General features: G+C 45.2%; 26 protein-coding genes. 4 read left to right on the top strand and 22 right to left on the bottom strand.

The genetic code is table 11. The features are described 5' to 3' along the window. Window positions 1–65: 65 nt before the first annotated feature. The 7 genes from N6H06_RS09075 to N6H06_RS09045 all read right to left on the bottom strand — a co-directional run bounded on the left by N6H06_RS09075 (window position 66) and on the right by N6H06_RS09045 (window position 7,842). Window positions 66–977: a MerR family transcriptional regulator gene (locus N6H06_RS09075; protein WP_263706060.1), complete on the bottom strand. Its 912-nt coding sequence runs from the start codon at window positions 975–977 to the stop codon at window positions 66–68. A gap of 14 nt (window positions 978–991) precedes the next feature. Next, window positions 992–1,774, bottom strand: a complete 783-nt coding sequence (locus N6H06_RS09070) for a metallophosphoesterase (RefSeq protein ID WP_064505287.1) — start codon at window positions 1,772–1,774, stop codon at window positions 992–994. A 133-nt stretch (window positions 1,775–1,907) separates the two neighbouring features. Then, entirely contained in the window at window positions 1,908–3,095 is a 1,188-nt protein-coding gene (locus N6H06_RS09065) for a M20 metallopeptidase family protein (protein ID WP_062747053.1), read from the bottom strand. A 287-nt stretch (window positions 3,096–3,382) separates the two neighbouring features. Next, complete coding sequence (locus N6H06_RS09060; protein ID WP_062747055.1) at window positions 3,383–4,444, bottom strand: lysylphosphatidylglycerol synthase transmembrane domain-containing protein; 1,062 nt, start codon at window positions 4,442–4,444, stop codon at window positions 3,383–3,385. Next, complete coding sequence (locus tag N6H06_RS09055) at window positions 4,437–5,474, bottom strand: glycosyltransferase family 4 protein (RefSeq protein WP_062747057.1); 1,038 nt, start codon at window positions 5,472–5,474, stop codon at window positions 4,437–4,439. The genes N6H06_RS09060 and N6H06_RS09055 overlap by 8 nt, the downstream gene beginning before the upstream one ends. Continuing rightward, entirely contained in the window at window positions 5,471–6,691 is a 1,221-nt protein-coding gene (locus N6H06_RS09050) for a glycosyltransferase family 4 protein (RefSeq protein ID WP_062747059.1), read from the bottom strand. Before N6H06_RS09050 ends, N6H06_RS09055 begins: the two co-directional genes overlap by 4 nt. 884 nt (window positions 6,692–7,575) lie before the next feature. Beyond that, window positions 7,576–7,842 (bottom strand): helix-turn-helix transcriptional regulator, encoded by a 267-nt coding sequence (locus tag N6H06_RS09045; RefSeq protein WP_082808271.1) that lies wholly within the window; start codon window positions 7,840–7,842, stop codon window positions 7,576–7,578. A gap of 145 nt (window positions 7,843–7,987) precedes the next feature. On the opposite strand from N6H06_RS09045, the gene N6H06_RS09040 reads away from it, so the two are divergent. Further along, entirely contained in the window at window positions 7,988–8,308 is a 321-nt protein-coding gene (locus N6H06_RS09040) for a helix-turn-helix domain-containing protein (RefSeq protein ID WP_212953462.1), read from the top strand. Window positions 8,309–8,498: 190 nt separating this feature from the next. Here the strand turns inward: N6H06_RS09040 and N6H06_RS09035 are convergent, their stop codons facing one another. Genes N6H06_RS09035 through N6H06_RS09015 form a run of 5 tightly spaced genes read right to left on the bottom strand, consistent with a single transcriptional unit; the run spans window position 8,499 to window position 12,275 of the window. Next, entirely contained in the window at window positions 8,499–8,912 is a 414-nt protein-coding gene (locus tag N6H06_RS09035; protein ID WP_062747063.1) for a DUF2663 family protein, read from the bottom strand. 44 nt (window positions 8,913–8,956) lie between these two features. Further along, complete coding sequence (locus tag N6H06_RS09030) at window positions 8,957–9,151, bottom strand: hypothetical protein (RefSeq protein WP_062747065.1); 195 nt, start codon at window positions 9,149–9,151, stop codon at window positions 8,957–8,959. A 12-nt stretch (window positions 9,152–9,163) separates the two neighbouring features. Then, a complete protein-coding gene (locus tag N6H06_RS09025) occupies window positions 9,164–9,739 on the bottom strand; it encodes a CPBP family intramembrane glutamic endopeptidase (RefSeq protein ID WP_062747066.1) in 576 nt (191 codons plus the stop codon). Further along, window positions 9,736–11,241 carry a RecQ family ATP-dependent DNA helicase gene (locus N6H06_RS09020; protein ID WP_212953452.1) on the bottom strand — a complete coding sequence of 502 codons (1,506 nt, stop codon included), beginning with the start codon at window positions 11,239–11,241 and terminating at the stop codon, window positions 9,736–9,738. The genes N6H06_RS09025 and N6H06_RS09020 overlap by 4 nt, the downstream gene beginning before the upstream one ends. Next, on the bottom strand, window positions 11,235–12,275 hold the full coding sequence (locus N6H06_RS09015) for a helix-turn-helix domain-containing protein (protein ID WP_263706059.1): 1,041 nt from the start codon (window positions 12,273–12,275) through the stop codon (window positions 11,235–11,237). The genes N6H06_RS09020 and N6H06_RS09015 overlap by 7 nt, the downstream gene beginning before the upstream one ends. A gap of 136 nt (window positions 12,276–12,411) precedes the next feature. Here N6H06_RS09015 and N6H06_RS09010 point away from each other — a divergent pair, with 136 nt between their 5' ends. From N6H06_RS09010 to N6H06_RS09000, 3 genes are all read left to right on the top strand, one after another. Beyond that, window positions 12,412–12,663, top strand: coding sequence for a ferredoxin (locus tag N6H06_RS09010; RefSeq protein WP_062747071.1), 252 nt, complete (start codon window positions 12,412–12,414; stop codon window positions 12,661–12,663). A 432-nt stretch (window positions 12,664–13,095) separates the two neighbouring features. Further along, a complete protein-coding gene (gene serA, locus N6H06_RS09005) occupies window positions 13,096–14,697 on the top strand; it encodes a phosphoglycerate dehydrogenase (RefSeq protein ID WP_062747073.1) in 1,602 nt (533 codons plus the stop codon). A 315-nt stretch (window positions 14,698–15,012) separates the two neighbouring features. After that, window positions 15,013–16,392: an FAD-dependent oxidoreductase gene (locus N6H06_RS09000; protein WP_263706058.1), complete on the top strand. Its 1,380-nt coding sequence runs from the start codon at window positions 15,013–15,015 to the stop codon at window positions 16,390–16,392. A 148-nt stretch (window positions 16,393–16,540) separates the two neighbouring features. Here the strand turns inward: N6H06_RS09000 and N6H06_RS08995 are convergent, their stop codons facing one another. From N6H06_RS08995 to resA, 10 genes are all read right to left on the bottom strand, one after another. Next, window positions 16,541–17,302 (bottom strand): TerC family protein, encoded by a 762-nt coding sequence (locus N6H06_RS08995; RefSeq protein ID WP_062747077.1) that lies wholly within the window; start codon window positions 17,300–17,302, stop codon window positions 16,541–16,543. Between the two features lie 96 nt (window positions 17,303–17,398). Further along, window positions 17,399–17,542: a hypothetical protein gene (locus N6H06_RS08990; protein ID WP_193754471.1), complete on the bottom strand. Its 144-nt coding sequence runs from the start codon at window positions 17,540–17,542 to the stop codon at window positions 17,399–17,401. A 110-nt stretch (window positions 17,543–17,652) separates the two neighbouring features. Continuing rightward, a complete protein-coding gene (locus N6H06_RS08985) occupies window positions 17,653–18,204 on the bottom strand; it encodes a cob(I)yrinic acid a,c-diamide adenosyltransferase (RefSeq protein WP_263706057.1) in 552 nt (183 codons plus the stop codon). 72 nt (window positions 18,205–18,276) lie between these two features. Next, window positions 18,277–19,056 (bottom strand): ABC transporter ATP-binding protein, encoded by a 780-nt coding sequence (locus tag N6H06_RS08980; protein WP_263706056.1) that lies wholly within the window; start codon window positions 19,054–19,056, stop codon window positions 18,277–18,279. Then, window positions 19,053–20,123, bottom strand: a complete 1,071-nt coding sequence (locus N6H06_RS08975) for a FecCD family ABC transporter permease (RefSeq protein ID WP_062747083.1) — start codon at window positions 20,121–20,123, stop codon at window positions 19,053–19,055. Before N6H06_RS08975 ends, N6H06_RS08980 begins: the two co-directional genes overlap by 4 nt. A gap of 142 nt (window positions 20,124–20,265) precedes the next feature. Then, window positions 20,266–22,053 carry an ATP-binding protein gene (locus N6H06_RS08970; protein ID WP_318527540.1) on the bottom strand — a complete coding sequence of 596 codons (1,788 nt, stop codon included), beginning with the start codon at window positions 22,051–22,053 and terminating at the stop codon, window positions 20,266–20,268. Beyond that, window positions 22,053–22,769 (bottom strand): response regulator transcription factor, encoded by a 717-nt coding sequence (locus N6H06_RS08965; protein ID WP_011246678.1) that lies wholly within the window; start codon window positions 22,767–22,769, stop codon window positions 22,053–22,055. Before N6H06_RS08965 ends, N6H06_RS08970 begins: the two co-directional genes overlap by 1 nt. Window positions 22,770–22,893: 124 nt before the next feature. Next, window positions 22,894–24,093 (bottom strand): c-type cytochrome biogenesis protein CcsB, encoded by a 1,200-nt coding sequence (ccsB, locus tag N6H06_RS08960; RefSeq protein ID WP_212953446.1) that lies wholly within the window; start codon window positions 24,091–24,093, stop codon window positions 22,894–22,896. 18 nt (window positions 24,094–24,111) lie between these two features. Continuing rightward, window positions 24,112–25,746: a cytochrome c biogenesis protein ResB gene (gene resB, locus N6H06_RS08955; protein WP_062747086.1), complete on the bottom strand. Its 1,635-nt coding sequence runs from the start codon at window positions 25,744–25,746 to the stop codon at window positions 24,112–24,114. 21 nt (window positions 25,747–25,767) lie between these two features. Then, window positions 25,768–26,301: a thiol-disulfide oxidoreductase ResA gene (gene resA, locus N6H06_RS08950; protein WP_095238596.1), complete on the bottom strand. Its 534-nt coding sequence runs from the start codon at window positions 26,299–26,301 to the stop codon at window positions 25,768–25,770. Window positions 26,302–26,376: the final 75 nt, after the last annotated feature.

Here is a 26,376-nt window from a genome sequence, read left to right as displayed (position 1 = left end):
ACGATACGGTATGTGGATACGCAAAAGATGGTTCTCAAAATCATTGTTTTTCCTAAATCCAATTTTTAATGTTGCAGCATTCGTTCAATCCATATTTCCCAGTCTGCTCTTGACTTGCCGATGAACATCGTCTCACAGTTTGTTTTCTTGTTGTCAGGGAGCTCTGAAAACCCTTTTCCAAGCAACCCGATCTTCGTGTTAGGCTGTTTTTTTATCACTTGTTTCAGCCAGTCCTCAGCAGCCTGTATGTTCTTCTCATCTCTGCAAGAAACAGCGACAAGGCTAGGCGAGCACTGCTGCACAACCAATTCTGCATCTTCAACAGAAATTCCTGTCCCAAAACAGATTGTGTTAAACCCTTTTCGCTTTAAATAAAACGCAAAGATCCTTAACGGCAAAGCCGATTGTTCATGAGGGCCGCAAAACAACAAAATTTTTGGCTTGGACCTGTCAGTAGGCAGCACCATTGCCAAATTTGTGATTTTCGCCTCCATGGCTCGTACAGCATATTGTAGGTGGGCAAGTGTAATGGTTCCTTGCCTTCTTTCCTGTTCAAGCATGTCATAGGCAATACTAAACAGCTCAATCGCCACACGTTCCATCGAATACATACTAAAAGCACGGTTAAGCCATTCTTGGGCTTGTTCCTCATCAAAGGCGAGCAAAGCTTTTAGGAAATCCGTGGCAAGGTGGCTTATATAGCTGGAATTCTCTGTTGCTGTACTCCATTCACCGCTCGCTTTGTCAGCCTCTTTTAGTTCAACGGCTTGTTTAATGGAAAATCCTTCATTGACTTTTTCAATTAGCCAGCGGAGCACGGCAATGTGTTCGTCTGTATACAAACGATGGCCGCTTTCGTTCCGATCCGGGTTAATAGCCTGGTATCGCCTTTCCCATGCCCTTAATGTTCCCGGGTGAATCCCTAATTTCTTGGAAACGGCCTTTATGTTATACTTCCCATCTTTAGAGGTCATCATCCTGCCTTTGCCCCCTATTCCTCCACCTTTGCTATGCTTGGTTTGATCGTAATCGCATGAACTTCAGGAGCAGCGCCTAAACGAAGGGGTACAGACGTCGTCCCATACCCATTGCTCACGAGTTTCAAAAATCCGCCTTCCTGTACAAGTCCGCCTTTTTTCTCTAAGCCGAAACCGAAGACACGGATTTGCCCTCCATGCGTATGTCCACAAAGCATCACGTCCACATCCCTACCATGAAGGGAATGGCTTACATTTGGGTAATGGCAAAGAACAATTGTATAAGTGTCCTGTTTGTCGGCAAAAAGCTTGTCCAGTTCTTCCTCGCTATAGTCTCTGTCGCTCAGTCCAATGATTGTGATACGAGCTTCCTTTATCGTTATCGTCGTCTGTTTATTGTCTAAATAGCTTACGCCATATTTACGAAGGCATGCAGCAAGCCATTGTTGATCGACTTCTTCGTCGTTGTTGCCTCGCACAAAAAAAACAGGCGCCAATTCAGCTAATTTTTGTAAGTTCTCTTCAGTCCGTGCTCTCGGAGCACCTCTCTCTGTTAGATCTCCACCAATCAATACCGCATCGCAGCGCTCTCTCGCGATATCCAATATTTCATCGGCAATTTGCCGCCGGTGGATATCCGAAATAAACAAAAGCTCGATTGGATCTGCTTTTGCCGGGATTTTCGCGCTTGAGAAAGTGTGGAAGCGGACATTATTTTCTTGAGCTTGTCTCGCCATATGCATCGCCAAGGCGCCCCCAGCAAACGCAACAGCGGTTTTTATCCAGAATTTCCACATTTCCATAAGCTCCTTGTCATTCGAAAAGTATAGATGTATCATACCACATTCCTGCCATAATTGCCTTATTTGGCAACTTTTCTCGGCTAATAAAACATAAGAAAAACACGGAGGCACATCGTATGCCTCCGCGTTACTTTTTATCTCCATTTCCTAAAAAGGAAAGAGCAGCTGCTCCTAGGTGTTTGGCGGCCACAAGCATAGCACGCTCGTCAATATCAAACTTAGGGTGATGATGGGGATAAACGATGCCCTTTTCTTCATTCCCAGCACCGGTGAAAAAGAACGCTCCTGGAACACGTTGTAAATAATAAGAAAAGTCTTCCCCGCCCATTACGGGCTCGATTTCATGCAATTTTTCTGCTGGATGGAATGATTCCGCTGTTTTCACTAAAAGTTCCGTCATTTCTCTGTCATTCACGACTGCTGGATACCCTTTTGCGTAAGTAAACGAATAAGTCGCACCACTCGCCTCGCAAACCCCTTTGATCGTTTCTTCCATACGGGCAATTAATTGGTTTTGTACGCTTTCACTAAACGTTCTTACCGTCCCTTCTAACTTCGCCGTATCACTAATGACGTTAAAAGCACCTCCTGCATGGAAAGAAGCGATTGTGACAACTGCCGGTTCTAGAGGATTGACATTGCGGCTCACTAACTGTTGGAGCATCATGGCTACAGATGAGCCGACCATGACAGCATCAATCGTTTCATGGGGAAGAGCTCCGTGCCCGCCTTTTCCTTGGATATTCACTTCAAAGCGGTCTGATGCAGCCATCAAACGGTCATATGAATAGCCAACTTCCCCATAAGGAAGGGGGCTCCATAAATGGGTGCCAAAAATAGCGTCCACCCCATCTAAACAACCATCTTCGATCATCGCAATCGCACCGCCTGGGGCAAATTCTTCCGCAAATTGGTGGATGAGGACAATCGTCCCTTCCAACTCATCACGCATCGCTACGAGCGCTTTCGCTAATACGAGCAGTGTAGCGGTATGGCCGTCATGCCCACAAGCATGCATTTTCCCAGGAATTTTCGAAGCAAACGGCAGCCCCGTTTCTTCATGAATAGGCAGCGCATCAAAGTCCGCTCGTAGTGCTACTGTTTTGCCTGGTTTTTTGCCTTTGATTGTCCCGACGACACCCCGTCCCCCTACTTGTGTACGGACGTCAATACCAAGTTTTTGCAAATAAGAGGCAATTTTTCTTGGTGTTATTTCTTCTTCAAAGGCCAGTTCAGGCTCAGCATGAAAATCCCGGCGCAAGTCCACCATTTCCGGGTAAAGTGATTCAAGTTTTTTAAACAACGCCTCTCGCACCGACACCCCTCCTCATTTATGTACAAAAAAGGTACCCTAAAAGGATACCATCGAATAAAACAACTGCCTTAATCAGAGTTCTGGGACATTTTCAAAAGCATAAACGCCATCGAAACCGCCACAGCAATGGCAGTTAGACCGATGCCGAGGATAGAAATTAATTGAGACCCGCTCATTCTTGTCCACTCCTTGCTTTATCTGCCTTAAAGAAAACGAATACAACTCCAGTATAGCATAACGGGAGGCGTTTTTGAAAGGCTATCCCACAAGTGCTTATCATTTTCCCGTTATGACCTTTGCCGCCTCCTTATTGATACCCCTTCAACGGCCTTCTCCTTTACTCGCCTGATTTTTTTGCGACTCTCCCCTAATATGAGCACAAAGCCAACTAAGATTGTGCTGTATGACGTAAGGATCCGCCAAAACAAGAGTGCGATCAACAATGTTGCTGGCGAGACAAAAGACTGGAACAACCCGCTAAACGTCATCTCAGCCGCGCCACTGCCACCAGGGGTCGGCACAACTGTCGCAAACATGACTACAAACGCATGAAACACCGTGCCAATTAAAAGGGTGATATTTGGTGCGCCCAGTGCCTGAAAAATAAAATAAGGCACGCTGAAAAATAGCAATAGTTGTGCAGTGGTTAACAAAGATGTAACCAAAAGAGCACGCTTGCTCCGCACAAGCTGCCTGCTTTTTTCATGAAAATCGACTAACGCCCCGCCCAGTTTGACCTTCCATTCAGCTGCCTTGCGCTTGCTAATGAAGCGGACAGGGAAAAGAATACCATAGGCAAGCTTTTCGGCCAGCTTTCGGTAAAACACGACGAGCAACATCGCCACGATCACGATAACATGGACTCCATAACCAATTAGCATGAGCAGTTTCAACTGAGGCATCGCTTGCACCAACGCTCCATAGCCTATAATTAAAATACCGGAAAAGCTTAACACAAGCACCACTTGGAAGACGAGAAATTTCATCAACAAAATCGACGTTGCACTCCCACCAGGCACCCCTTTTTTCACTAATACATAGAGCTGTGCAGGCTGACCCCCTGCTGCCATTGGAGTCAGCTGATTAAACATTTGTCCCACCATCGTTGAATAAAAGCTGTCGAATAACCCCAGCTTTGCTCTTTTTCCAACCATGACTTTAAGAACCGCTGCTTCTAAGAGCCAAGACAACAACAGCATAACAGCGGCTAGAGCGAGCCAAGTTAGGTGAGCTTTGCGAATACCTTCAATAGCCGCATCCAAGCTAACATTCCTCGCCAGGAAAAACACGCACAGAGCGCCGAGCAAAATAACTAGCCCTAGTTGTAAAAATATTTGTTTCTTATTCATGCACTGGCTCCCTTATCTTGAGGAGGCTTGAATAAAAGCCGTCCCACTCGTTAAGCAAACGTTCTTCTGAGTAGAAGCTTGCACCTTTTTTAGCCCGTTCGACCGTCTGCTCATAAAAACTGTGATCGGCCTCTAAACGTGCTATGGCCGCCGCAAACGCTTCATTTGATCCAGCCCGCTCATAAAAATCAAATAATATGTTTTCATATAAAGGCAAATCTCTAAGTAGCAACGGCTTATTGCAGCTCATTGCCTCTAAAATCGTCATCGGGAACAACTCATGATAAGACGGCGAAAAAAGCAAATCCGCCGCATTGTAGCAATGCTTCATCTCATGACGTTCAAGGATTCCTGTAAAATGGACATTTTCCGGCGGGTTTTCCACTAGTTTTTTCAACTCGGCATAACCGGCAGTTAACTGCCCAAACGAAAAACCGCCTGCCCAAACGAAATGAATATGTTTGAGACGTTTGGCGACATCCATAAAATCCAAGACGCCTTTTCGGTGTTGGATTTGCCCTGCGCCCAGCACGACAAACGCCTGCTCTGGAATATTGTACCGCTGTCGAAATGCGATTCTTTCTTCCTTCGTCCCCTCTGAAAACCCTTCTTTAGACACAAAGTTTGGAATGTAGGATATCCGATCACGCTCAATTCCATACTGAGCCAACTTGTCGATAAAGGAAGGGTTAACGACAACAAGCCGGTCCATCCGCTTATAAAAGGAGAGAATGTATTTATAAAACACACGTCGAAATAAGCGCGGCAACTGCAAGCTGTCGTCAACGGTTTCAGGTAAAAAATGAACGTAGCCAACGTTTATGCCCCTTTTCCGCGAAAATGACGCGAGGTAAAACTTTAAGTCTATGGTGTGGTAATGGGTAATATCCGCGGCTTGAAATGTATTCAATTGAAGATCGTATTTATGTTTTGCTTTTCGCTGCAGAACATTGACTAGTTCCCTGTAGGCAGAGGCGACCCCCTGCCCTTTTACTTTTTCTGCAGATGATAACATTTCCAGTTTAATCATAATGACTGCTCTTTTCGGTAAAGGATTGCTTGCATTAGTTTAGGTGAGCTGTTTTCGATTTTTTTGTTTTTGGCGAGCTCAAAATAAGTTTGTTCTACTTTTGCGCCAAACGCTTCTGCTGTCAATGGCTGAATTTGTTTTTTGGCCGCTTTCCGCACTTTCGTTAAATTGGATGCGTGCAATAAACGGCGCAAAAGCGGTCCAAGATCCTTATCTTCTTTAAATACAAAACCAGTTGTGCCGTCTAAGACAATCCGTTTAATACTTGGATCAGACTTGGCCACTACAATACAGCCTGAAGCCATTGCTTCAATATAGGTAAGACCTTGCGCTTCAGTCGTCGAGGCGCTTACGAACAAATCGCCCAAATGGTAATAATGGTGAATCTGGTTCCACTCAACAGCACCAGTAAAGCGGACATGTTCGCTGATTCCAAGAGATACAGCCAGCGCTTCGAGTGACTGTCGGACAGGGCCGTCCCCAACCATCACCGTTTTCACATGATCCAGTTCGCTCTCCAGTGATTTGATTGCGTACAAGAGCGCCTCCATGTTTTTTTCTTCTGCCATCCGACCAATGCTAATAATGACTTTGTCACTTTCATTGATCGCAAGCTTTTTCCTTAACGCCAACACATCCACCAAGCTTGCTTCGGAACGTTTAAACTGCTTCACCGATACGCCTGTCGGAATCACATAAATCGGTTCGCTTACTTTATAACGACGCAAATACGTCTTCACTTTTTCCGTGGGCGCAATCACGGCATCAGCACCGCGACAAAACCATTTTGTTAAACGGCCAACCATTTTCGGAGACAACAGCTTTCCTCTTGCAATGTAATGAACATAGTCTTCATACATCGTGTGGTATGTATGAATGTGAGGAAGCTTACATTTATGTGCAAGATGCTTTCCTAAGCATCCCATTGTAAATTCTGTGTGGGTATGGACGATTTCGATGTTTAGTTCCTTCATCAGTTTTGTCGCTCTGCGTATCCCAGCATAAGCTAAGCGTCGCTCGGGAACAAATCCAACAGCAAGGCTTGAAAACCGAAAAACCTTCCCCTCCTCCTGTTCTGGATCTGCCGCTTTATCCGTTGACGTAAAAATGTAGACGCGATGACCCCGGGCGCTCAATTCTTTTTCAAGTGTTGCAATAGACGAAGCCACCCCGCTAATTTGCGGAAAATAGGTGTCGGTAAAGATCCCAATATTCATGTTATTCCTCTTTCCTTTTCTGAAATGGAGCTTACTTTCTCGAATAGAACACTAGTAAAGTATAAAGCTTCTTGCCAATAAAAGAAGAACGATTCCATTTCTTTTTATAAAAATTTTAGAATTAAGCCCGTTTCTTGTTCAATCAAAGGGAACCAATCTTGTTCTAGTGTTCTATTCAAATAGTACACTAACACTATGACATCTGCAAATACCTCGTGTCGTTTGCCAGTATGAGCGTTCTTTAAGTCTGTCTTAAAAAGGTACACCGGCATAAGTGGGGCCGAATATTTCTTTGTGACATAATACATCATGTCATTCATTAGAGCTCTGCTATAACAATTGGTTCAACAGATGCTATTAACGGCTATTCCCCTCCTTTTACACCGATCCAATAGCTTTGCCAGTAGCCGGTTAGTTCCTTATTAACTATCTATATCCTATCAAGTGCCTTTTTGTTTTTTTACTGTCTCCTTTCACCTCACATACAAACTTTTGCGCTTATAAACAAATTAGGAACTATTCAACCTTACAAACCCGAAAAACCACCATTATGTTCGATAGAATTAAATGATTGACTTACATAAGAACGTTTAGGAATCACCAACTTAATTCCTTTTAAAAATCATTGCCACCTACGCATTTATTTTAACAACCAGTTCAAAAAAGCGCGATACCCTTTAGAATGGTCTTGCACTCAGTCTCTAGCCTGATATTACTGTTGTCTTCATTGGCTAAAAATAGTTTTGTTCCTGCTTGATAGGTTTATTTTCTTTGCAATTGATTTTTTCGATTGAATAAAAAAAGCGCCGACTGTGGCGCTTTGAGAGTTTTACCAATTTTTTGTAACAACAACAAATCCTCGTGCAAAAAGTAAATCCGCCTTTTCATTTGTTAGACTGTCTTTTATCATTTTTTGTTTCTTTTTCATTTTGTAAATCATTAGTTAACATATCGTCAAAAAAGAGATCATCGGGCTTTAAGGAAAAAACAGCCGCAATCCGGTAAGCAAGTTCATAAGAAAGCCCTCTTTTCCCATTTTCTATTTGCCAGTAAAATGGGGTACTCACGTTAATTTTTTTTGCTACTGCCTCTAACGTCATTTGGTGCTCCAATCGAACTTTTTTCAATGTTTCCCGCTGCAATACGATCACCTCATTTGATTAACCAAAAGTTAACTACAGTATATCCTTCCCAGTTTCTTCTGTAAATACAATTGTTTCTATTTAGTTAACCGAATTTACGTTAGCGATTTGTTAACATATAATACAGGTAGACCGAGCAGAAAGGGTTGTGCATATGACTATTGTTCCAGAGCGTCTAAGAGCATTAAGGAAAGAACGACAGCTTACCCAGGAACAGCTAGGCGAGCTGATCAACGTAACGAAAGTGTCCATATCAGGCTATGAAAATGGCAACCGCACCCCTGACACCGATACATTACGCCGCCTTGCAGATGTCTTCGGTGTTTCAACAGATTATCTGCTAGGGCGTTCCAAAGAGAAAAATGGCTCTTTCTTTTATGACAATGAACTTACACACAAAGAGGCACAGCTATTGCGTGAACACCTTGCCTTTATCCGCTTCCGGGCCAATAAAAAAGAAAATGAAACAGACTGATAGAAAACGCTTGCCAACGAGAAGTGCAGTGAAGATGCTTTTGAACAGCAGTTTCAAAGCAGATGAACAAGGCAGACGATGTTTATGAATGGTTGTTACGATCTAAAACAGCTTGCTAAGCAGGCTGTTTTTTTTTAGCCACCCAAAAAAACGCCTAGCGTATGACTAGGCATTTCGATTTATCATGATATCATTCAAAATAAAACAAGTTGATGGAGTAGCGCGTTTGCATTTCTTTTAAATAGGCTTCTTTCTCGGCTGCGCTACGCTCAGTTGGCCAAAACTCTTCGCTACGCTCGATAAACTCATTGCGCAGCGCCTCAAATTCTTTTTCTTTTTTTGCTGCTTTCTTTGATAAATGAACAAGTCCAATGAGAGACAGAGAGAGTACGACGAGTAAAGCTGTTGACAACGGCGAAGCAAGCAACTCTTTGGGAAAGACCATGCGTCCTGTTTGAGGCTCATTCAAAAGAATCACAAATGTGCAGCCACTAATGAGCGCAGCCCACCCGCAAAACAAGTGTTGTTTCTCCAAGCGATCCCACTCTGTTTTGCGTTTAATCAACTCTTTCGTAATCATCTCTAATGCCAATTGGCCTCCCATTGCCTGATCCCTCCCATACGTAATGTATGGGAAAGGCTGTCCTTTTAGAACAAATAGAACGAGACAGCTAAACTCGTGAAAACAAGCAAAAAGAAAAGAACAGCGAGCATATGGGCAATGGGAGAGACCACTGCTTTTTTCTTGTCTTTTCGTTTCTTTTTATGGTTCCGAACTTTTGAACGGGGAGGCAGCGTTTCAAGTTCTCCTTGGTTTTCTAAATAAATCGGCTGTTCGCTCATTAGCATCTCCTCCTACTTTCTGTTCTTAACATTTAAAACAAAGGCAAGAACAGCGTTAATGAAAAAATGCGCACATACAACAGTCGCAAAGTTCCCTGTCACCTCAAACGTCCAACCAAGCCCTATGCTTATAACGAGTACGTAGGCAAACAGCACAGGCTTTGTTACATAGCGAAAATGGACAATCGCAAACAGCAAACTCGCCAGCGGCAGCCCAACGAGCTGTTGCAAAACGGCTCTGAATAGCCATTCCTCGCAAAAGGCCACCAACAAGCAAAAACAGACAATATGGACAGGGCCCATGCCGGTAAAAACACGCTCATTCAATCCCCCATCATCGAGCCAGCCTTCTGGCAACAACACGACAAGCAGCCAATTTATGAGCAAGGCGGCAACAGCAAACAAACTTCCGTACCCTATTCCCGTGCCCCACTGAAATTCAAGGCTTTGCCAAATGCCAACCGGTCCGCCCGTATAGAAAAAGCTTAACGCGATTCCAATGGCCAAAAGCAGCAGTTGCGAACCGTATAAGCTGATGTATAAATCTTTCTTATCCAGCTGAGTGGTGGCGCGGCGGTTTGCTTTCATCGTTTTCCCTCCGCCACTGCAAAAACGGCTTTAAGCTCTTCTTCCCACAAAAACGGCTCCTCATTTACGTTAACAGGCGTCCGTTTAAACGAGTCAAGGGTGAGACCACACACATCACAGCACGGATTTTGGGGAGCTGGAAACTCATCGAAATAGGCAAGTAATTGTTGGCGCCGGCAAGTTTGGTCATCACGACCATAGTGAAACACCGGGAACAGCCGGTTCTTTTTGGCTGCAATTTGCTCTTTAAAATGGCGGTGGAGCAAACTTGTTAGTTTTGCCATTGAAAAGGATTGGACAAGCCCTGCCTTGATTACACCCCATTTTTCTAACAAATATGCAACCGTCCGTGCTTGATCGGATTGCATGGCTAAAAGCCGGTTCTCAAATGATGGAAAATCAAGCGTTTCTCCTACTTTTAACTGTGAAAGTGCCCATACCCATTCATCGGCAGTAAAATCGTTTTTTTTAAGTAAATTTTGCGCTTGTACACGATCTTCTTGAGCAGTTAGAAGCAAAGCAAAGCTTAAAGCCCCATCGCGCCCTGCCCGACCAATTTCTTGAATGTAGGAGGCGATGTCAAGTGGGTAATGCAAATGGATGACATAACGCACATCTGTTTTGTTAAGCCCCATCCCAAATGCGTTCGTCGCACAAATCACATCCAGTTGGCCATTCATAAATTGTTGTTGGACAAGCAAGCGGTCGGCGTTTTCCATGCCGCCATGATAAAAGCTCGTCCGAACATTCTTCACTTCCTGAGCAAGATAAGCGCTGCATGCTTCTGCCTGGGCTCTGCTCTGAACGTAAATGATTCCTGGTGCTTGATAAGTAGCGACCATTTCCACAAGGCGCTGCTGTTTTTGGGCTTGGTCAGCAGCCTCCTCAGCTAGAAGCACAATATTGGAGCGGTTGACACTCTCAATATGTTCAAACGGTGTCCGTAAATCGAGCTGTTTTTTAATATCAGCGCGGACTTCTTTCGTTGCTGTGGCTGTAATCGCTAAACAAGGCGGCGAACCGAGCACCTGTTTGATGTCGCAGATCCGCAAATAATCTGCGCGGAAGTCATGCCCCCAATAAGACACGCAATGGGCTTCATCGACGACAATATAAGAGACTTTTACCTTTGCCAAAGCAGCGAGCAGTTCTCGTGATTGCAACATCTCCGGCGACGTGTACAACAGTTTCACTTTTGCAAGGTTACGGAGCAAACGTCTACGTTCTTCCGTTTCCGTAAAGCTGTTGAGAGCGGCAGTTTGTTTCAGTCCGATTGATTTCAACTGTTGGACTTGGTCTTCCATCAACGCGAGCAGCGGTGAAACGACAATCGTAACCCCGTCGGCGAGAAAAGCAGGCAGCTGGTAACAAAGGGATTTGCCCCGTCCTGTCGGGAGCATAGCCAACACGTCTGCCCCATCTATGAGCGCTTCAATGATTTCTTTTTGCCCTTGCCTAAATGAAGTAAAACCAAATAAAGCCTGCAAATGACGTTCTAACATTTTATGAATCCTTTCCTCGCCAGCGTAAGCCGAATGTCAAAATAAGTGACTTCATTGTTAAGCGCTGTTCGAATCGTTTTTAACTTTAACGTACGGTGTTCGCGGCTGGCGCGCAAAATGTTCTTTTGCGTTTCTTCGCTCACATAGCGGTCAATTGGGAAAGAGCGGTCAAACAAAGCAATTTCAACGAGATGATCTTCAATCGTTGCCGGCTTTAAGCCGCGTATGTGCGCAAGCTCTTGCACAGAATCAACTTGCGGCAATAAAGAGGCGGTTTTTCGTGCCGACGCAGTGCTTGTCCGGCTTTGTATCGTTGGAAGCAAATGTGAAAGCACTTCGTAATTGCACGGGTTTTCACTGGTCTCAGTCATCAGTGCATGGAGGTTGCTTTTATGGCGTAGTTCAACTTCCATTAAGGAAAGACGATAGCGCAAGGCAAGCTGTTGCCTCGTCTCCCCGATCCGCTTTTGCCTTGAAAGCTGTAGAACAAACAGTTCAGCTTGCAGTCGATCACGCTTTCTTAAAAAAGCGGCACATTCTTTATATAACTTCATCCTGTATCGATTCCGTTCAGCTGGTTTTGGGAGTGTGCTTTTGACGAATCGTTGTACATCTAAATCGCCAACGACAGGAATAAAAGAAGTCCCCGTTGCTAATGCATTTAATGACTGCACAAGCAAAGCGAGGCGGTTCCAAAAGAGCACATCCGCCTGTTGGAACAATCCATTGTTTATATTTTGTACGTAAGAATGGGCATGTAGCCAGGCATCCAACTGGGTCTCGCCTTTCTCAGTCAGCTGGTGCGCCCCGTCCGTTTCGCGGACTTTCCCATTTTCAAGCAACGCTTTAACGACTTGTTCCGCTTCGTTATAAGACAGTTGGGGCAAAAGACCAAACAAAGGAAGAGCGCTGAACAAAGCGCCATCTTGTATCGTTTGTGCGGAGCGCTTGCCTTTTAATAAATGATACGCTCCGAATAAAGAGCGTTCGCCTTGAAAATGATGACAGGCAAGCATAAAAAGCTGTTCTCTCACGATTTTTCCCTCTTTCAATCGTGCCTTGGTTTTCCTCATTGTACCAAAACAGCCTTGTTTTTGTCCTTGTTTGTCAATTGCAGTTTTGCTTGTTGCGCGCTACAATTGAATCAGTTTAGGCTTAAGGGGTTCTGCCATGAAAAACTGTTATACGATTGTCGAACTAGATACATGCATTGCTTGCGGCGCCTGTGGGCTCGTTGCCCCAGATGTGTATGATTACAATGAAGAAGGGCTAGCTTACGCTCTCCTTGATCATAATACTGGAAATAAGCCACTTCCCGACTTGCTCGTTGATGATGCAATCGATGCTAAAGATGGCTGCCCAACAGACTCGATTAAAATTTCCGACAAGCCTTTTAACGGTGACCCAACTAAATACGAATAAAAGAATGATTTTGATTAAAGTTATCTGTCTTTTTTCTGTATTTTTCTTTTTTATAACTAACGAGGATTAGCGATTACAAGAAAAACCGAACTTTTTTGGTTTTGACGATTGACTTTTCTGCGTTGCCATGATAAATTATCTAACAAATCAAATTGCTAAAAACGATGATGAAGACATGAAAAGCAAGGCCGATTCAGAGAGCTGGTGGGAGCTGCAAACCAGTGACAGCCTGTTTGGATAGCCCTTCTAAGTTGTCACGTCGAAAAAACAGTAGACGTGTGCCGGCTTCTGCCGTTACCAGTAAAGATGCACATCTTGTGCAAACAACGAGGGTGGTACCGCGAACATTCGCCCCTCACAGCAAAATTCTGCCGCTGTGGGGGGCGTTTTTCATTTATGTAGGAAGAGAACCATAAAAGGAGTGGAGTACAAATGAACCAAGTAGCAGAGCCAAAAACAGCCCAATTTCACATTCTCGTAGCCGATACCATGAGCGAAGAAGGCCTGTTGCCTTTGCTTGAGGCTGACCATGTTGAGGTGACACAAGCAAGCGTCGACAACGCTGGGCCACTGGAGCAATACGACGCCCTGTTAATCCGCAGTGCCACTACAGTCACCGAGGAGCTCCTCAGCCGTATGCCACGTTTGAAAATCGTTGCTCGTGCCGGCGTCGGTGTTGACAATGTAGACATACAAGCGGCAACCAAACATGGCGTTGTCGTCATTAATGCACCTGACGGCAATACCATTTCAACAGCGGAGCACACATTTGCGATGATGTGCGCACTGTTGCGCAATATTCCACAAGCTAACGCTAGTGTTAAATCAGGAAAATGGGACCGCAAAGCTTACCAAGGCACTGAGCTTCGTGGAAAAACACTTGGCATTATTGGCTTTGGCCGTATTGGTACGCAACTAGCTAAACGAGCCAAAGCGTTTGAAATGGGTGTGCTTGTGTATGATCCATTTTTAACGGCTGAACGAGCAGAAAAACTTGGCATCGCCCAAGGCGAGTTGGATCATGTTCTATCCGTTGCCGATATCATTACTGTGCATACGCCATTAACGAAAGACACAAAAGGGCTTTTGAATATGGAAACAATCGCGAAAACAAAGCCAGGTGTGTTTTTAATAAACTGCGCCCGGGGGGGCATCATTGATGAACAGGCTTTAAAACACTACTTAAACAACGGCCACGTGGCCGGGGCTGCTTTGGATGTGTTTACAGAAGAACCAGCGACAGACAAAGAATTGATTGATCATCCTAACGTAGTTGCCACACCTCATATTGCTGCTTCCACGAAAGAAGCACAACTGAACGTTGCTGCCCAAGTCTCACAGGAAGTACTGCAATTTTTAAACGGTGAACCGGCATTAAACTCCATTAATTTGCCAGCCATGCCAAAAGAAGTTTACGAAAAAATGAAGCCATATTACGACCTTGCTAGGACAATGGGCTCCGTATTATCACAATTGATGCGCGTGCCTGTCCAAGAAATCGAAGTGTTTTACAGCGGTACAACAGCCGAACAAAATACGAGCGTGCTAACGAGAAGCCTTATTTCTGGTTTTCTCCAACCACGTGTTGATGCGGCTGTCAATGATGTCAACGCCTCACTTATTGCCAAAGAACGTGGCATTTCCTTTGGCGAAAAGCATGTGACGAAAACATTTGGCTACTCTAACCTCATTCAGGCAATTGTCCATGGCGAAGGCAGACAGTTTGAAATGAAGGCAACTTACATCCATGAATATGGGCCACGGATTGTATCAATCAACGGCTTTTCAGTCGACGTCGTCGCAGAAGGGCATATTTTATACATCCAACATTTTGACCGCCCCGGCGTTATCGGCAAAATGGGTCAACTCCTCGCTAAGCACGACGTCAACATTGCAACGATGCAAGTTGGACGGAAATCAGCCGGTGGCGAAGCGATTATGATTGTCCAAGTCGATAAACATGTAGATCAAACAGTGATCGACGGTTTGTTAACGTTTGACGAAATCGCTATTGCTAGCGTCATCGATTTATAAGCCTTGAAAAACATAGACAACTTTTGCTAATAGGCGCGCTTCGTCGATAGCAAAAGTTAACGATCGATTGCCTGGCCACCTCGTTTTTCAACTAGGTGGCCTTCGTTTTCTTCTACTTATCTAAACCACTTCTCAACTTCCATAGCGATTCTAAAACAAACAAGAATGTCAGCTTTAAAAAAATGTTTGCTCACCAGTTCACAATATGATATGATCAACTTGAGGATTTTGCTCAATGGTTCACAAAAAGATGAACCTTTTCACTTGCTCATTCTTGTGAAATTAATCACATTCTTATATAGGAGGCTACAAACGATGAAAATAATTGTAATTGGTTGTACCCATGCTGGTACGACTGCTGTTAAAAATTTAATCCGGCTTCATCCTGACGCTGAAATAACCGTCTATGAACGAAACGATACAGTCTCCTTTCTGTCTTGCGGGATCGCCTTGCACGTCGGCGGTGTCGTTGAACATGCTGAAGACTTGTTTTATTCATCTCCACAAGAATTGGCTGCTCTTGGCGCAAACATGCACGTCCTTCATGACGTGATTAACGTTGATAATAAAAACAAAAAAATTCGCGTCCGCAACCTTCAAACAGGTGAACAATTTACAGACAACTATGACAAACTTGTATTTACAACAGGCTCCGCTCCAGTCATACCGCCTATTCCTGGTGTCGGCTTAAAGAACATTCAGCTTTGCAAAAACTATTACCAAGCGCAGCAAATCATAAAAAAAGCAACGAACGCCAAAAAAATAGCCGTCATTGGCGCTGGCTACATTGGCATTGAACTCGTTGAGGCATTTGCAGCAAACGGCAAGGATGTAATCCTTATCGAGGGTGCCAGCCGTATTTTAAACAAATACCTCGACCATGAGTTTACCAATGACATTGAAACAACATTACGTGACCATCATGTTACGCTGGCGCTTGGCGAAAAAGTCGAATCATTTACCGGAAATTCGGCAGGATGTGTCCAAGCCGTGCAAACAAGCAAACAGACACACGAAGCAGACCTTGTCTTGCTTTGCGTCGGCTTTAAGCCACTAACAGATCTCATTAAAGATAAAGTCGACACACTTGAAAATGGCGCTTTGCTAGTGAATGAATATATGCAAACGAGCGATCCTGATATTTTTGCGGCTGGAGACAATTGTGCAGTATTTCACAACTCTGCCAACCATATGGCTTACATCCCTCTTGCTACAAATGCAACGAAAATGGGCACGCTCGTTGCGTACAATATTGATGGGCCGGCACTTGCCTATAAAGGGACACAAGGAACATCTGGGCTAAAGTTGTACGACCTAAACATTGCCTCTACTGGTTTAACTGAAGAAACGGCAGCGATATATGGCCTTGATGTCCGTTCATTTACATTCACGGACCATGAACGCCCGACATTCATGCCTTCTGCTGAGGAAGTTCGGATAAAGCTTGTTTTCGAACAGGAATCGCTTCGCATTGTCGGTGCCCAAGTCATGAGCAAGACCGATCATACACAACTAATGAATACCCTATCGGTCTGCATCCAACAGAAGATGACGGTGACTGATTTAGCGTTTGCTGATTTCTTCTTCCAACCACATTACAGCAAGCCTATTCACCTGCTGAATACGCTCGCCCTTAACATTCTTGAACAAAGGGAACCAATACAAAAAACAGCAGAAGTACGCTTATCAAACTAAATGACAAAGCAGCTACTCTTTTCAAGGAGTGGCTGCTTTTTTACTTGTCAGTCGAGACAATGAAAACCAAAGGAGGAAGTTAGAACAACGTTTTTGTGGGCATGGACGAACCGTCCCAAATCCAAACAACAAAGTTGGTCTACAGTCTTTATGGTTGTAGAGAAGCCTTTTTCAAATCCTTTGACGACTTGAACCAAGCGATCAGGACAATCCCAGCAAATACGGTCCAGAAGATGGTTTTCCATACCGAAGATTCTGGGAAATGCTCTGGTAAAATGTGCAAGTCAGGATGGGCAAGCGTATAAACAAGAAGTTTCACGCCAACCCAGCCAACGATTAAATAAGCGGCTGTTTCAAGGCTTGGCCGCCATTCAAGCAATTTAATAAATTTGCCTGCTGCAAATCGCATAATCACAATGCCGATGATCCCACCGCTTAGGACAACAGCAAACTGTGCTCCGTCCAGTTGGCCGATGTTTGGCCAATTCGTCGCTGGCAATGTGACGGCAAGGGCGACGGCTGCTAAAATGGAATCGACCGCAAATGCAAAATCGGCAAGCTCGACTTTTACGACGGTTTTCCAAAACCCTACAGGTGCTTTCATCGCCTTTGCACTCTTTGTTTTCTTTTTGATCCATTTTCGATACAAATAGTGAATAGACAAATACAACAAGTAAATAGCGCCTATTGCTTGGATTTGCCAAACATCGACAAGCAAAGAAATAAAGAACAAAGAAATGATGCGAAATAAGAAAGCACCTGCAAGCCCATAAAATAAAGCTTTTTTTCTTTCGTTTTCTGGCAAATGGCGAACAATCATTGCCAGCACCACTGCGTTGTCAGCAGCTAAAATCCCTTCCAGACCAATTAAAACAAGCAAAACCCAACCATATTCTAAAAGAAGCGGCACATGTTTCCCTCCTAAAAAACCGTTGCTCCCTTTAGGGTTGCCAACGGCTTTTTATCTATGTACGCTTCTTTCAGCAAAGAGCAGGCATCTGGCAAGTTATTGCTTTTGCCCCTCGATGTCCCGCTCCATAATGACTTCATCTGCGGCAGGGCTTTTAAAGCTAAAGAAAAGCAAACAGATGGCAAGCCCTAGCACTAGCACAATTCCGATCCGCCTTACAAAATCCATAAAACCAACCATATTGGCCTCCTTCAAGTCGCTAAAAAAGAGCCATTAAGCCGGCAAATAGCGCCCTCTTATCGCTCTTTTAAACATTCGCCACTACTATCCATATGGCTTCATTTCCCGTTTTATTCCTCCCTTTGAAGGCGTTGTTCGCCGACATAGAGGATATCTTCTTCGGCCAATTCGTGATTAGCGCTACGCGCCATTGTAAAAAAACAGTCCGATAAGCGATTAAAAAAGGGCAACAACGCTTGGGACACATCGGCAACGCCGTTGATTTTTCGTTCTGCTTTGCGGGCGTCTGTACGGCAACGATGCAATGCGCAAGCAGGTTCAGACCCTCCTGGAAGAATAAATCCGGACAGTGGCGGCAACTTAGACGTGTGGGCATCAATGCAACGCTCCAACGCATCGGTATGAGCGCTCGTGATTTTCCAATTCGCCTCTCTCCCTTGAGCCAAATCGGCCCCTGCATCAAATAATTGGTGTGATAGCACAATCAGCTCCTCTGTTAATTGGCTAAGGCCGTGCTTTTTACAGCTGTATATCGCAAAGCCAAGTGAACTGTTCAACTCATCGACTGCACCAATCGCTTCAATGCGTGCATCTGTTTTTAGCAAGCGGGCTCCGACAATGCTCGTCTCGCCCCGATCTCCCCTTTTCGTATAAATCTTCATTCTACCTTCTCCTTAAGGCCATTTTGGACGTCTCCGATTTTCGTATGACGTTTGCTCACCTACACCTACGCTTTAGACGCATGTGACCACCGAAAATTGTTTCCTTCCTTTCACTGGCTCTATCCATTCATGAAATGCTGTTCCGTAAATATTTTCAAGAGCGGCCCGTGTCAATATCGACTGCGTTTCGCCTTGGCCTACTACTTTTCCATTTTTTAGTAACAACACATCATCACAATATAAACTAGCCAGATTAATGTCGTGTAGAATGCACACAACAGTCAATTGCCGTGATGACAGCAGTTTTGTTAAATGTTCCATGAGCGCAACTTGGTGGGCTAAGTCCAAATGGTTTGTCGGTTCATCAAGTAGCAAGCTGTCAGGTTGTTGTGCTAGCGCCCGAGCGAGCCAGACACGTTGTTTTTCGCCGCCGCTCAAACTTAACAACGACCGTTCAGCCATGTCGCTTATACCTGTCTCTTCCATCGCTTTACAAATGATGTCGTCGTCTGTTTTTCCTTTAACGGTAAACAAGCCTTGTTTATGGGCGTAACGGCCAAGGGCAACCGCTTCATAGACAGGCACGTCAAAGGAAACATGCTCCTCTTGGGATAGCACAGCCATCCGTCGCGCCCGCTCTTTTGGCTTTAGGGTTGCCAGTGGCTTTCCGTCGATTTCAATCGAACCTGCCTGATAAGGATAGAAACCTGTCACCGTTTTTAACAACGTCGTTTTGCCACTGCCATTTGCCCCAAGTATGCCAAGCATTCGCCCTCTCTTTGCTTGGAAACTTACTTGTTGGAGGATTGGACGTCCCCCTCGGTTGACGGAAAGGTTATTTGCAACAATCATGCTGCCTCATCCCTCCTTTTCGCCCGCTGGCTTCTATATAGCATCCACGCAAAGGTTGGGGCGCCAATGAGCGCGGTTACAACGCCAATTGGCAGTTCTGCAGGAGAAACGACGATACGCGCCGCCAAGTCGCATAACACTAAAAAACTGCCGCCAACAATGGCTGCCAGGGGGAGCAAGTGTGAATAGTCGCTCCCAAAAAGCGTTCGGCACATATGGGGCACAACAAGACCAACGAAGCCAATTGTACCCGAGACGGCAACGGCACTGCCTGTTAAAATGGTCGCGGCAATAAGGACGATGTATTTTTTCTGAACCACATGAACGCCTAAATGCTGCGCCGTTTCCTCTCCATACATAAACGCATTCAACTCATTCCTACAAAAAAACAACAATGTGAACCCGCCAATGAAAAATGGCAGCAACAAGCCAATATGGGCCCAGCCTCTCATCGCAACGCTGCCCATCAACCAATTGATGACTTGACGTAGCTCATCTTGAGACATGGCAATCATCAGCGAAAGCCCTGCCCCTAGAAAGGCGCTGGCAATAATACCTGCAAGCACAACGGTTTCATTTTGCAAAGATGGTGAAAGTAGCTTTGTAAAATACAAGACAGCCACTAACGTCAAAAACCCACACCCCATTGCGACAACGGGCAATGTCCACGCCCCGAAAAAGGCCAATTGAAAGAATAGCACCGCTACTGCGCCAAGTGCAGCTCCAGAGGAAACGCCTAACGTATATGGATCAGCAAGGGGATTCCGCAATAGCCCTTGAAAAGCAGCACCAGCTACAGCTAAACAGGCGCCAACGAAAAGCGCCAGCAGCACTCGAGGAAGGCGAATCTGTAAAATAATTTGTACATGCCCTGGATCTAATTCTTTTCCGAGAGGGATGTTCAGCCCTTCTTGTACAAGGACGAAGAAAACCGTTGGGAATGAAAGGCCGACGCTGCCAAAGCGAACAGCGGCTAGCACCACTAACATCGTGATCACTGTAGCTCCAGCGTAAACGGCGGTTTTATGCGTTTTTAAAACTCGTTGCAATGCGCGCTGCGGTAACAAGATAGCGTTCCTCCTGCCATTTTTCTTCCTAACGGCAAATGCAGCGCCTTGTCGATTTCGACAAACGCTGCATCCGACTGCATTGCCTACATCTTGAACAATGCCGTTGCTTGTCTCTGTTTAATTACAGAATGTCTTCATTTCACATATCGCCTTGATGTTTAGGCAACGTAAAACGAAACGTTGTCCCTTCTCCTAAGCGGCTATGGACAGTAATTTTTCCTTGATGTGCGTCAATAATATGTTTTGCAATGGCAAGGCCTAACCCTGTGCCACCATGCTGCCTTGTCCGCGCTTTGTCCGCTTTATAAAAACGTTCAAATACATAGGGAAGGTCTTCTTCGGGAATGCCCTTCCCCGTATCAACTACAGCAAATGTGTCACGTTCTTGTTCTTGTTCATGTACAACGGTAATCAGTCCACCAGGATCTGTATGCCTGATCGCATTATGAATTAAATTGGTTAAAACTTGCTCAATCCGATCAGGGTCAAATACAGCAATCTGTCCTCTTCCTGGCTTGGCCAATTCGACTGTTACGTCATATTCGCGGGCAAAGCTTGCAAACTTGCGGGTAATCCGTTCTAAATAAGAATCAAGATCCACTTCTTCTAGTTTCAAGTCAATATAGCCTGCTTCCATACGCGCCAAATCGAGGAGCTCATTGACGAGCCTGCCCATACGTAGCGATTCATCATAAATGATTTGCGCCACTTCTTTTCGTTCCTCATCACTTGACGTTACCCCGTCAACCATTGCTTCGCTATAGCCTTGCAACATCGAGATAGGCGTCCGCAGCTCGTGTGACACGTTGGCAATGAAATCTTTGCGCAGTTTGTCATGGCGGCGCTCTTCCGTTACGTCACGGACAACGGCAACAGCACCGCGGACATGCTCTTCAGCATAGAGAGGCGCCATCAACACAGCCATACTTCGCCCTTGAACGGACAGTTCTTGCAGCTCTTCTTTCTCCGCTGAAACAACTTGTTCAAACAAAGGAGTTAACGATACTGGCAATGTTTTCCGTTCACCCGTTTTTGGCTTTTGCCCCTCTTCATAGAATAGGAGCGCTAACACTTCTTCTGCTTGGGGGTTGGTCAATAAGATTCTGCCTTGTCGATCTAGCGTAATCACGCCGTCAGCCATTGAGGCGAGAATATGGGAAAGCTGTTCTTTCTCTTGATTTAACTCGGAAATGTTGCGGTTAAGCTCTCGGCGCATCCGGTTAAAGGCAATCGCTAGCTGGCCAATTTCATCTTGTGTAAGGATCGGCACTTTCGTATGAAACTGCCCTTGGGCCACTTCCAATGCCGCTTGCCGCATTTTCCGCAGCGGCGACGTAATCCGGCTTGACAAAAAAAATGCAAAAACAGTCGTCAACACTAACGCGATGCCTGCTGACAAATAGATAATGCGTCGCGTTTCTGCCGCTGCTTCCTCGACGGCAGACAGTGGTTGGTATAGAATGATGCCGCTGCTCGTTAAATAATCTTCTGATAACGGCACACCGACTACGATCATTTCGATCGGGTCTTGCTGCTGACCATTTGCAGGATAATTGGCCTCTGTTACAATCCGCTCGCCTTTTTCCAGTCCTTCTACCGACCACTCTTCTAGCAATGTCGCAACATTGATCTCTCCTGAGCGGTTGCCTTGGGTACTCCACGCTTTTGCGCCATTTTTAATAATGGTGATATTAATTTGAAATTCATTGCTTAACGATTGCAAGTAATCATACGTGCTTGTTTCATCCGTATGGGTTTCATACATCGTTTTTGCCATATTTGCGTAGCTGTTTAAGCGGCTTTCAGCTTCCTCAATCGCATTTCCTTCTGTAAAGCGAAGCAGCAGCACCATTAAAATCGTCAATACAGCGGTGACAAGCAAAAGGATGGTGAACCATAATTTCCCGACCACACTTTGCCACAGCATCACCCACGCGTCGCCTCAAACTTGTATCCAACCCCCCAAACGGTTGAAATAATCGCTGCTACTTCTGGAGAAACGCGATTCAGTTTTTCGCGCAATCGTTTGACGTGTGTGTCGACTGTTCGCAAGTCGCCAAAAAACTCATAGTTCCACACATCCTTTAATAGCTGTTCACGCGAAAACACTTTGTCTGGTGATTGCGCCAAATAAAAGAGCAGTTCATATTCTTTTGGCGTCAAGCTAATTTCCGTCTTGTCAACGGTCACTCGATGGGCATCATTGTCAATCGTGAGTGGCCCAAACACAAGCACATCTTTTGTCTGTGTGTCAGTTTGCAAAAACTTAGTAGCAGACGCACGGCGCAACAAAGCTTTCACACGGAGCACCACTTCCCGGGGGCTGAACGGTTTGACAATGTAATCGTCGGCTCCTACTTCAAACCCTTGCACACGGTTTGCTTCTTCTCCCTTGGCCGTCAACATCATCACAGGCGTCGCTTTTTTCTTACGGAGCTCTTGGCACATCTCGACGCCGTCCATCCCCGGCATCATCACATCAAGCAAAATCAAGTCATATTCTTTTGCAAGGGCGAGTTCAAGTGCCTCCTCACCGTTGCTTGCTTCTTCAATTTGGTACTCTTCCCTTTCTAAATACATTCGCAACAAGCGGCGAATCCGCTCTTCATCATCTACAACAAGCAATGTCGGCTTGTATTCCATTTGGGAAACCTCCTTATCAATACTGCTCTCATTAGTAGTGTACCACGGAAGAAATTTTAGTTGCCATTCGTACGACTAAAAATGCGGAATTGATGCAGCCGAAGCTGTAACAATTCCGCCAAATTTAAGCGTAAGAATGAAGTCCCGCTATGACCAAATTAACAAATACGAGGTTAAACATAATAATCGCAAAACCAATTACGCATAACCACGCCGATTTTTCACCATGCCACCCTTTGTTTAAACGTAAGTGGAGATAAACGGCGTAAAATAAAAATGTAATAAGCGCCCATACTTCTTTCGGGTCCCATCCCCAAAAACGTGACCACGCAATTTGCGCCCAAATCATCGCAAATACAAGCCCACCTAAAGCGAAAACAGGAAAGCCAATTGCAATGGCACGATGGCTTAACTCATCCGTTGTTTGCGGGCTAATGTTTTTCAAAAGCGGCTGGATTGCCTTTGTGAGCCGTTTGCGCAAAATCAACCGCAGCAGCCAATAAAGCAACAAGCCAGCAACAAATGACCACAGCAACGTATTCAAATCGCTCGCTTCGATATTGCCTGGTACTGAAACCCATGGCTCCATCGCGCCCTCCGTCAAAAGTTCCCATTCATTAGGCCCGACAATTGCTGGCAAATTGTACACCATCGGCTGTTCTGAAACGATGCCTTCTTCGTTAACATATTGAAATTCGACTTCATATCCTGCTGCTGCAAACCCATGGGATAGTGTCGAATAGGCAAGAAAACAGAGAATACTGTACATGATGACTTCCAATGCCCGCGGCTTCCAACTTTTCGTCGTCAAATCAATCGTGCGGATCAAATAAGCAAGCCCGGCGGCAAAGCCGATCGCTAAGAGCCCTTGCCCAATCGAAGTCGTTATAATGTGGAGCTTTAGCATGAGCGGCATTTGCAAAGACGGTACAAGCGGTGAAATCGCCGTTTCAAATGTTGACGCGTAAACAATCAACAGCATTACAGTCGGCATTGCAAAAAAACCAATGACATCTGCCTTGCTCGGATAAATAAAATAAAGGATGACAAAAGCCAAGCTCATCGCGATTCCGAGAAAAGTCATATACTCAAACATATTGCTGACAGGCGGATGGCCTGCTACAGACCAGCGCGTTATAAAATAGCCTAAAGCTAGAAGCAAGCCTAAAGACGCAAACACGAACCCACGCCTGCTTTCTTTTGATGCTGTTTTGCTTGATTCCGCTTCTTTTTTCCGTTTCCGAAGGGAGAACGCAAAAAATACCGTTGCTATTAAATAAGCAAAAAAAGCAAACAGCAGTAAATTAAAGCTAAGATTGACCATAACGTCCCCCTATTTCTTTTATACACCTTCTGAGCGGCTCTCCGCTTCTTCCTCTTGGTCGACAGGAGGGACAAGCGCATTGCCTTCTAATGCATCGTCAATTTCCCTTTTAAAAGACAGCCAGTTCCGATTTGTATGACCAGCAATCCAAACTTCCCCGCCAACTTGTTGCAGCCACACACGCCTGTGGGCCCAGTACGACCCTTGAATGAGCCCAATAATAAAGATCACCCCTCCGGCAATTAAAAGCGGCATTGTCAAGTCTTTTCGGACCGTTAAAATGCTGACATTGACTAAATCGACATCGACAAATGTCATTTTATATTCATTTTCCCCTAGCGGTTCTAAATTTTGCTGGATACCAACCATGCTTGTCTCGCCATCTGGGGTATCAGGTGTGTACATCGTAAAAATAAAGAACGGATTATTCGGCACACTTGAACGTGTAGATGGTTCGTTATTGCTATTCATGTAAAAATCTGGGAAATATTCATCAAGCATAACGGAATACCCGTCGCCAAGGTCATAAGATTTCTCAGGGTTAAGTAAATTAACGGTCAGTTCGCCAAACGTGTCACCAGTGTCTTTATGTTCCAATGTAAACGTCATTTCATGCAACTCATTTAAGCGGTAATCCGTTTGATAAAGGGAAAATGAATCAAATTTGAGCGGATCGTTGACACGAATCTGTTTTTCTTGCACTTGTTCAAGCTCGCCGCTCTCTCCGACAATTCCTGATTCTTGCCGTTTGTAAAGAACGGCATCGGTTTCAAACGTCTCAGGTACAACTGCATTGCTTGATGCAAACGCATCTTGGAAACGCTCATCTTCTTCGTCGTATAGCTCCACCGTAAACCCACGGTTCTCAATAAAATAACCCTCTGTTTCTGGTATCGGGCTTTGTTCTCCTTCACGGACCCACATTTGCGTGTCCACGTACATGCCAGGAATGTAGCGGAGCAAACAACCGATCAGAAACAAAATTAAACCTAAATGGTTGACGTACGGGCCCCAACGGGCAAAGCGGTTTTTTTCCGCCAGTACGTTCCCATTTTCGATGCGAATGCGGTAGCGTTTATGTTCTAGCCTTTCTGCCGCTTCAGAAATCGCTCTCTCCGCTTCTGAAGGCGCGATTTCTGTCTTTGAAAATAAACGCTGCCTTGTCATAAAATGCTTATGACGCGTTACCCGTTGCGACTTTAACGCTTTATACAAAGGAACGCCACGGTCAATGCTGGCAACAATAATGGAGATGCCAAGTGCGGCTATTAAGGCAATATACCACCACGAACTATACAGTTCGTGCAAGCCCAACTTGTAATAAAACAGTCCGATGCTGCCATACTCTTGTTCATAAAATACTTCTGGGTCTTCGCCAATTAAATTTTCTTGCGGAAAGATTGTCCCGACTCCTGAGGCAAGCAGCAGCAAAACGATAATCCATACGCCAACCTTCACGGAAGAAAAAAAGCCCCAAATCCGATCAAGTACCGTTACTTTCCGCTTTTTTGAGCGAATCGCTGCCCCCTCGTAGCGCATGTTCACGCCTTCTGTTCGCGCTTTTTCCGTCAGAGGCTTCCCACATGCTGCGCACATCTCGGTGCCTTCTCTGTTTGTGTGTCCGCACTCACATACGTGCGTCTGTTCGTTCATGACAAATCCCCCCAGATGCCCTTATGCGTCAGGAACAATGCTTTGGAAAAATTCGTGGACCATTTCCTCTGTCATTGCGCCTGTATGTACTTTTTGCACAATGCCGTGCTCGTCCACTAAAATTGTAGCTGGAAGCGGGCCGATTCCATACGCCCGTGTTACTTCCCGGCGCTCATCAATGGCGACTGGAAAGGTAAGGCCGTGGCGATTGATAAACGACTGGACTGTTAGGGGCGCCTCATCAACATTGACGGCAATCATTTCAACTTCATCTTTGTATTGCTCGTAAGCATTTTCAATGTAAGGCATTTCCCGCTCGCACGGCTCACAGAACGTGCCCCAAAAGTTGATAAATACCCCTTTGCCTTTATTTTGGCCAAGCTCAAACCGCTCCTGTTCCAGATCGACTAACGCAAAGTTGGTCGCCGGTTCTCCGACTTTGACTGCTCCCTGTTCAGAGGCGGCATTCGCATAAATCGTGTAGCCGATTGCACACACGATTGCAAATAACACCGTAAAACGGATAATGCTCCTTTTCTTTTTGCTTTTACCCAAGCGACGTCCCCTCCTCTCGCGAAAATGTGAACGTTTTCTTACATTATAGCGCTTTCTTCATTTTGTCCGCCTGCA

Source organism: Shouchella tritolerans (assembly GCF_025770735.1).
GTDB lineage: Bacteria > Bacillota > Bacilli > Bacillales > Bacillaceae_D > Shouchella > Shouchella tritolerans.
The sequence above is the reverse complement of the archived record's forward strand: the minus strand, read 5'-3'. Positions and strand labels throughout refer to the sequence as shown.

Excerpts from the sequence above, each read along its gene's own strand:
- N6H06_RS08965 (WP_011246678.1), bottom strand. The coding sequence starts at position 22,769 with ATGGAATACAAGCCGACATTGCTTGTTGTAGATGATGAAGAGCGGATT.
- N6H06_RS09010 (WP_062747071.1), top strand. The coding sequence starts at position 12,412 with ATGAAAAACTGTTATACGATTGTCGAACTAGATACATGCATTGCTTGC.
- N6H06_RS09040 (WP_212953462.1), top strand. The coding sequence starts at position 7,988 with ATGACTATTGTTCCAGAGCGTCTAAGAGCATTAAGGAAAGAACGACAG.
- N6H06_RS09020 (WP_212953452.1), bottom strand. The coding sequence starts at position 11,241 with ATGTTAGAACGTCATTTGCAGGCTTTATTTGGTTTTACTTCATTTAGG.
- N6H06_RS09030 (WP_062747065.1), bottom strand. The coding sequence starts at position 9,151 with ATGAGCGAACAGCCGATTTATTTAGAAAACCAAGGAGAACTTGAAACG.
- serA (WP_062747073.1), top strand. The coding sequence starts at position 13,096 with ATGAACCAAGTAGCAGAGCCAAAAACAGCCCAATTTCACATTCTCGTA.
- N6H06_RS09035 (WP_062747063.1), bottom strand. The coding sequence starts at position 8,912 with ATGGGAGGCCAATTGGCATTAGAGATGATTACGAAAGAGTTGATTAAA.
- N6H06_RS08985 (WP_263706057.1), bottom strand. The coding sequence starts at position 18,204 with ATGAAGATTTATACGAAAAGGGGAGATCGGGGCGAGACGAGCATTGTC.
- N6H06_RS09000 (WP_263706058.1), top strand. The coding sequence starts at position 15,013 with ATGAAAATAATTGTAATTGGTTGTACCCATGCTGGTACGACTGCTGTT.
- N6H06_RS09055 (WP_062747057.1), bottom strand. The coding sequence starts at position 5,474 with ATGATTAAACTGGAAATGTTATCATCTGCAGAAAAAGTAAAAGGGCAG.
- N6H06_RS09070 (WP_064505287.1), bottom strand. The coding sequence starts at position 1,774 with ATGTGGAAATTCTGGATAAAAACCGCTGTTGCGTTTGCTGGGGGCGCC.
- N6H06_RS08990 (WP_193754471.1), bottom strand. The coding sequence starts at position 17,542 with ATGGTTGGTTTTATGGATTTTGTAAGGCGGATCGGAATTGTGCTAGTG.
- resB (WP_062747086.1), bottom strand. The coding sequence starts at position 25,746 with ATGAACGAACAGACGCACGTATGTGAGTGCGGACACACAAACAGAGAA.
- N6H06_RS09025 (WP_062747066.1), bottom strand. The coding sequence starts at position 9,739 with ATGAAAGCAAACCGCCGCGCCACCACTCAGCTGGATAAGAAAGATTTA.
- N6H06_RS09060 (WP_062747055.1), bottom strand. The coding sequence starts at position 4,444 with ATGAATAAGAAACAAATATTTTTACAACTAGGGCTAGTTATTTTGCTC.
- N6H06_RS08980 (WP_263706056.1), bottom strand. The coding sequence starts at position 19,056 with ATGATTGTTGCAAATAACCTTTCCGTCAACCGAGGGGGACGTCCAATC.
- N6H06_RS09050 (WP_062747059.1), bottom strand. The coding sequence starts at position 6,691 with ATGAATATTGGGATCTTTACCGACACCTATTTTCCGCAAATTAGCGGG.
- ccsB (WP_212953446.1), bottom strand. The coding sequence starts at position 24,093 with ATGGTCAATCTTAGCTTTAATTTACTGCTGTTTGCTTTTTTTGCTTAT.
- N6H06_RS08970 (WP_318527540.1), bottom strand. The coding sequence starts at position 22,053 with ATGCTGTGGCAAAGTGTGGTCGGGAAATTATGGTTCACCATCCTTTTG.
- N6H06_RS09075 (WP_263706060.1), bottom strand. The coding sequence starts at position 977 with ATGATGACCTCTAAAGATGGGAAGTATAACATAAAGGCCGTTTCCAAG.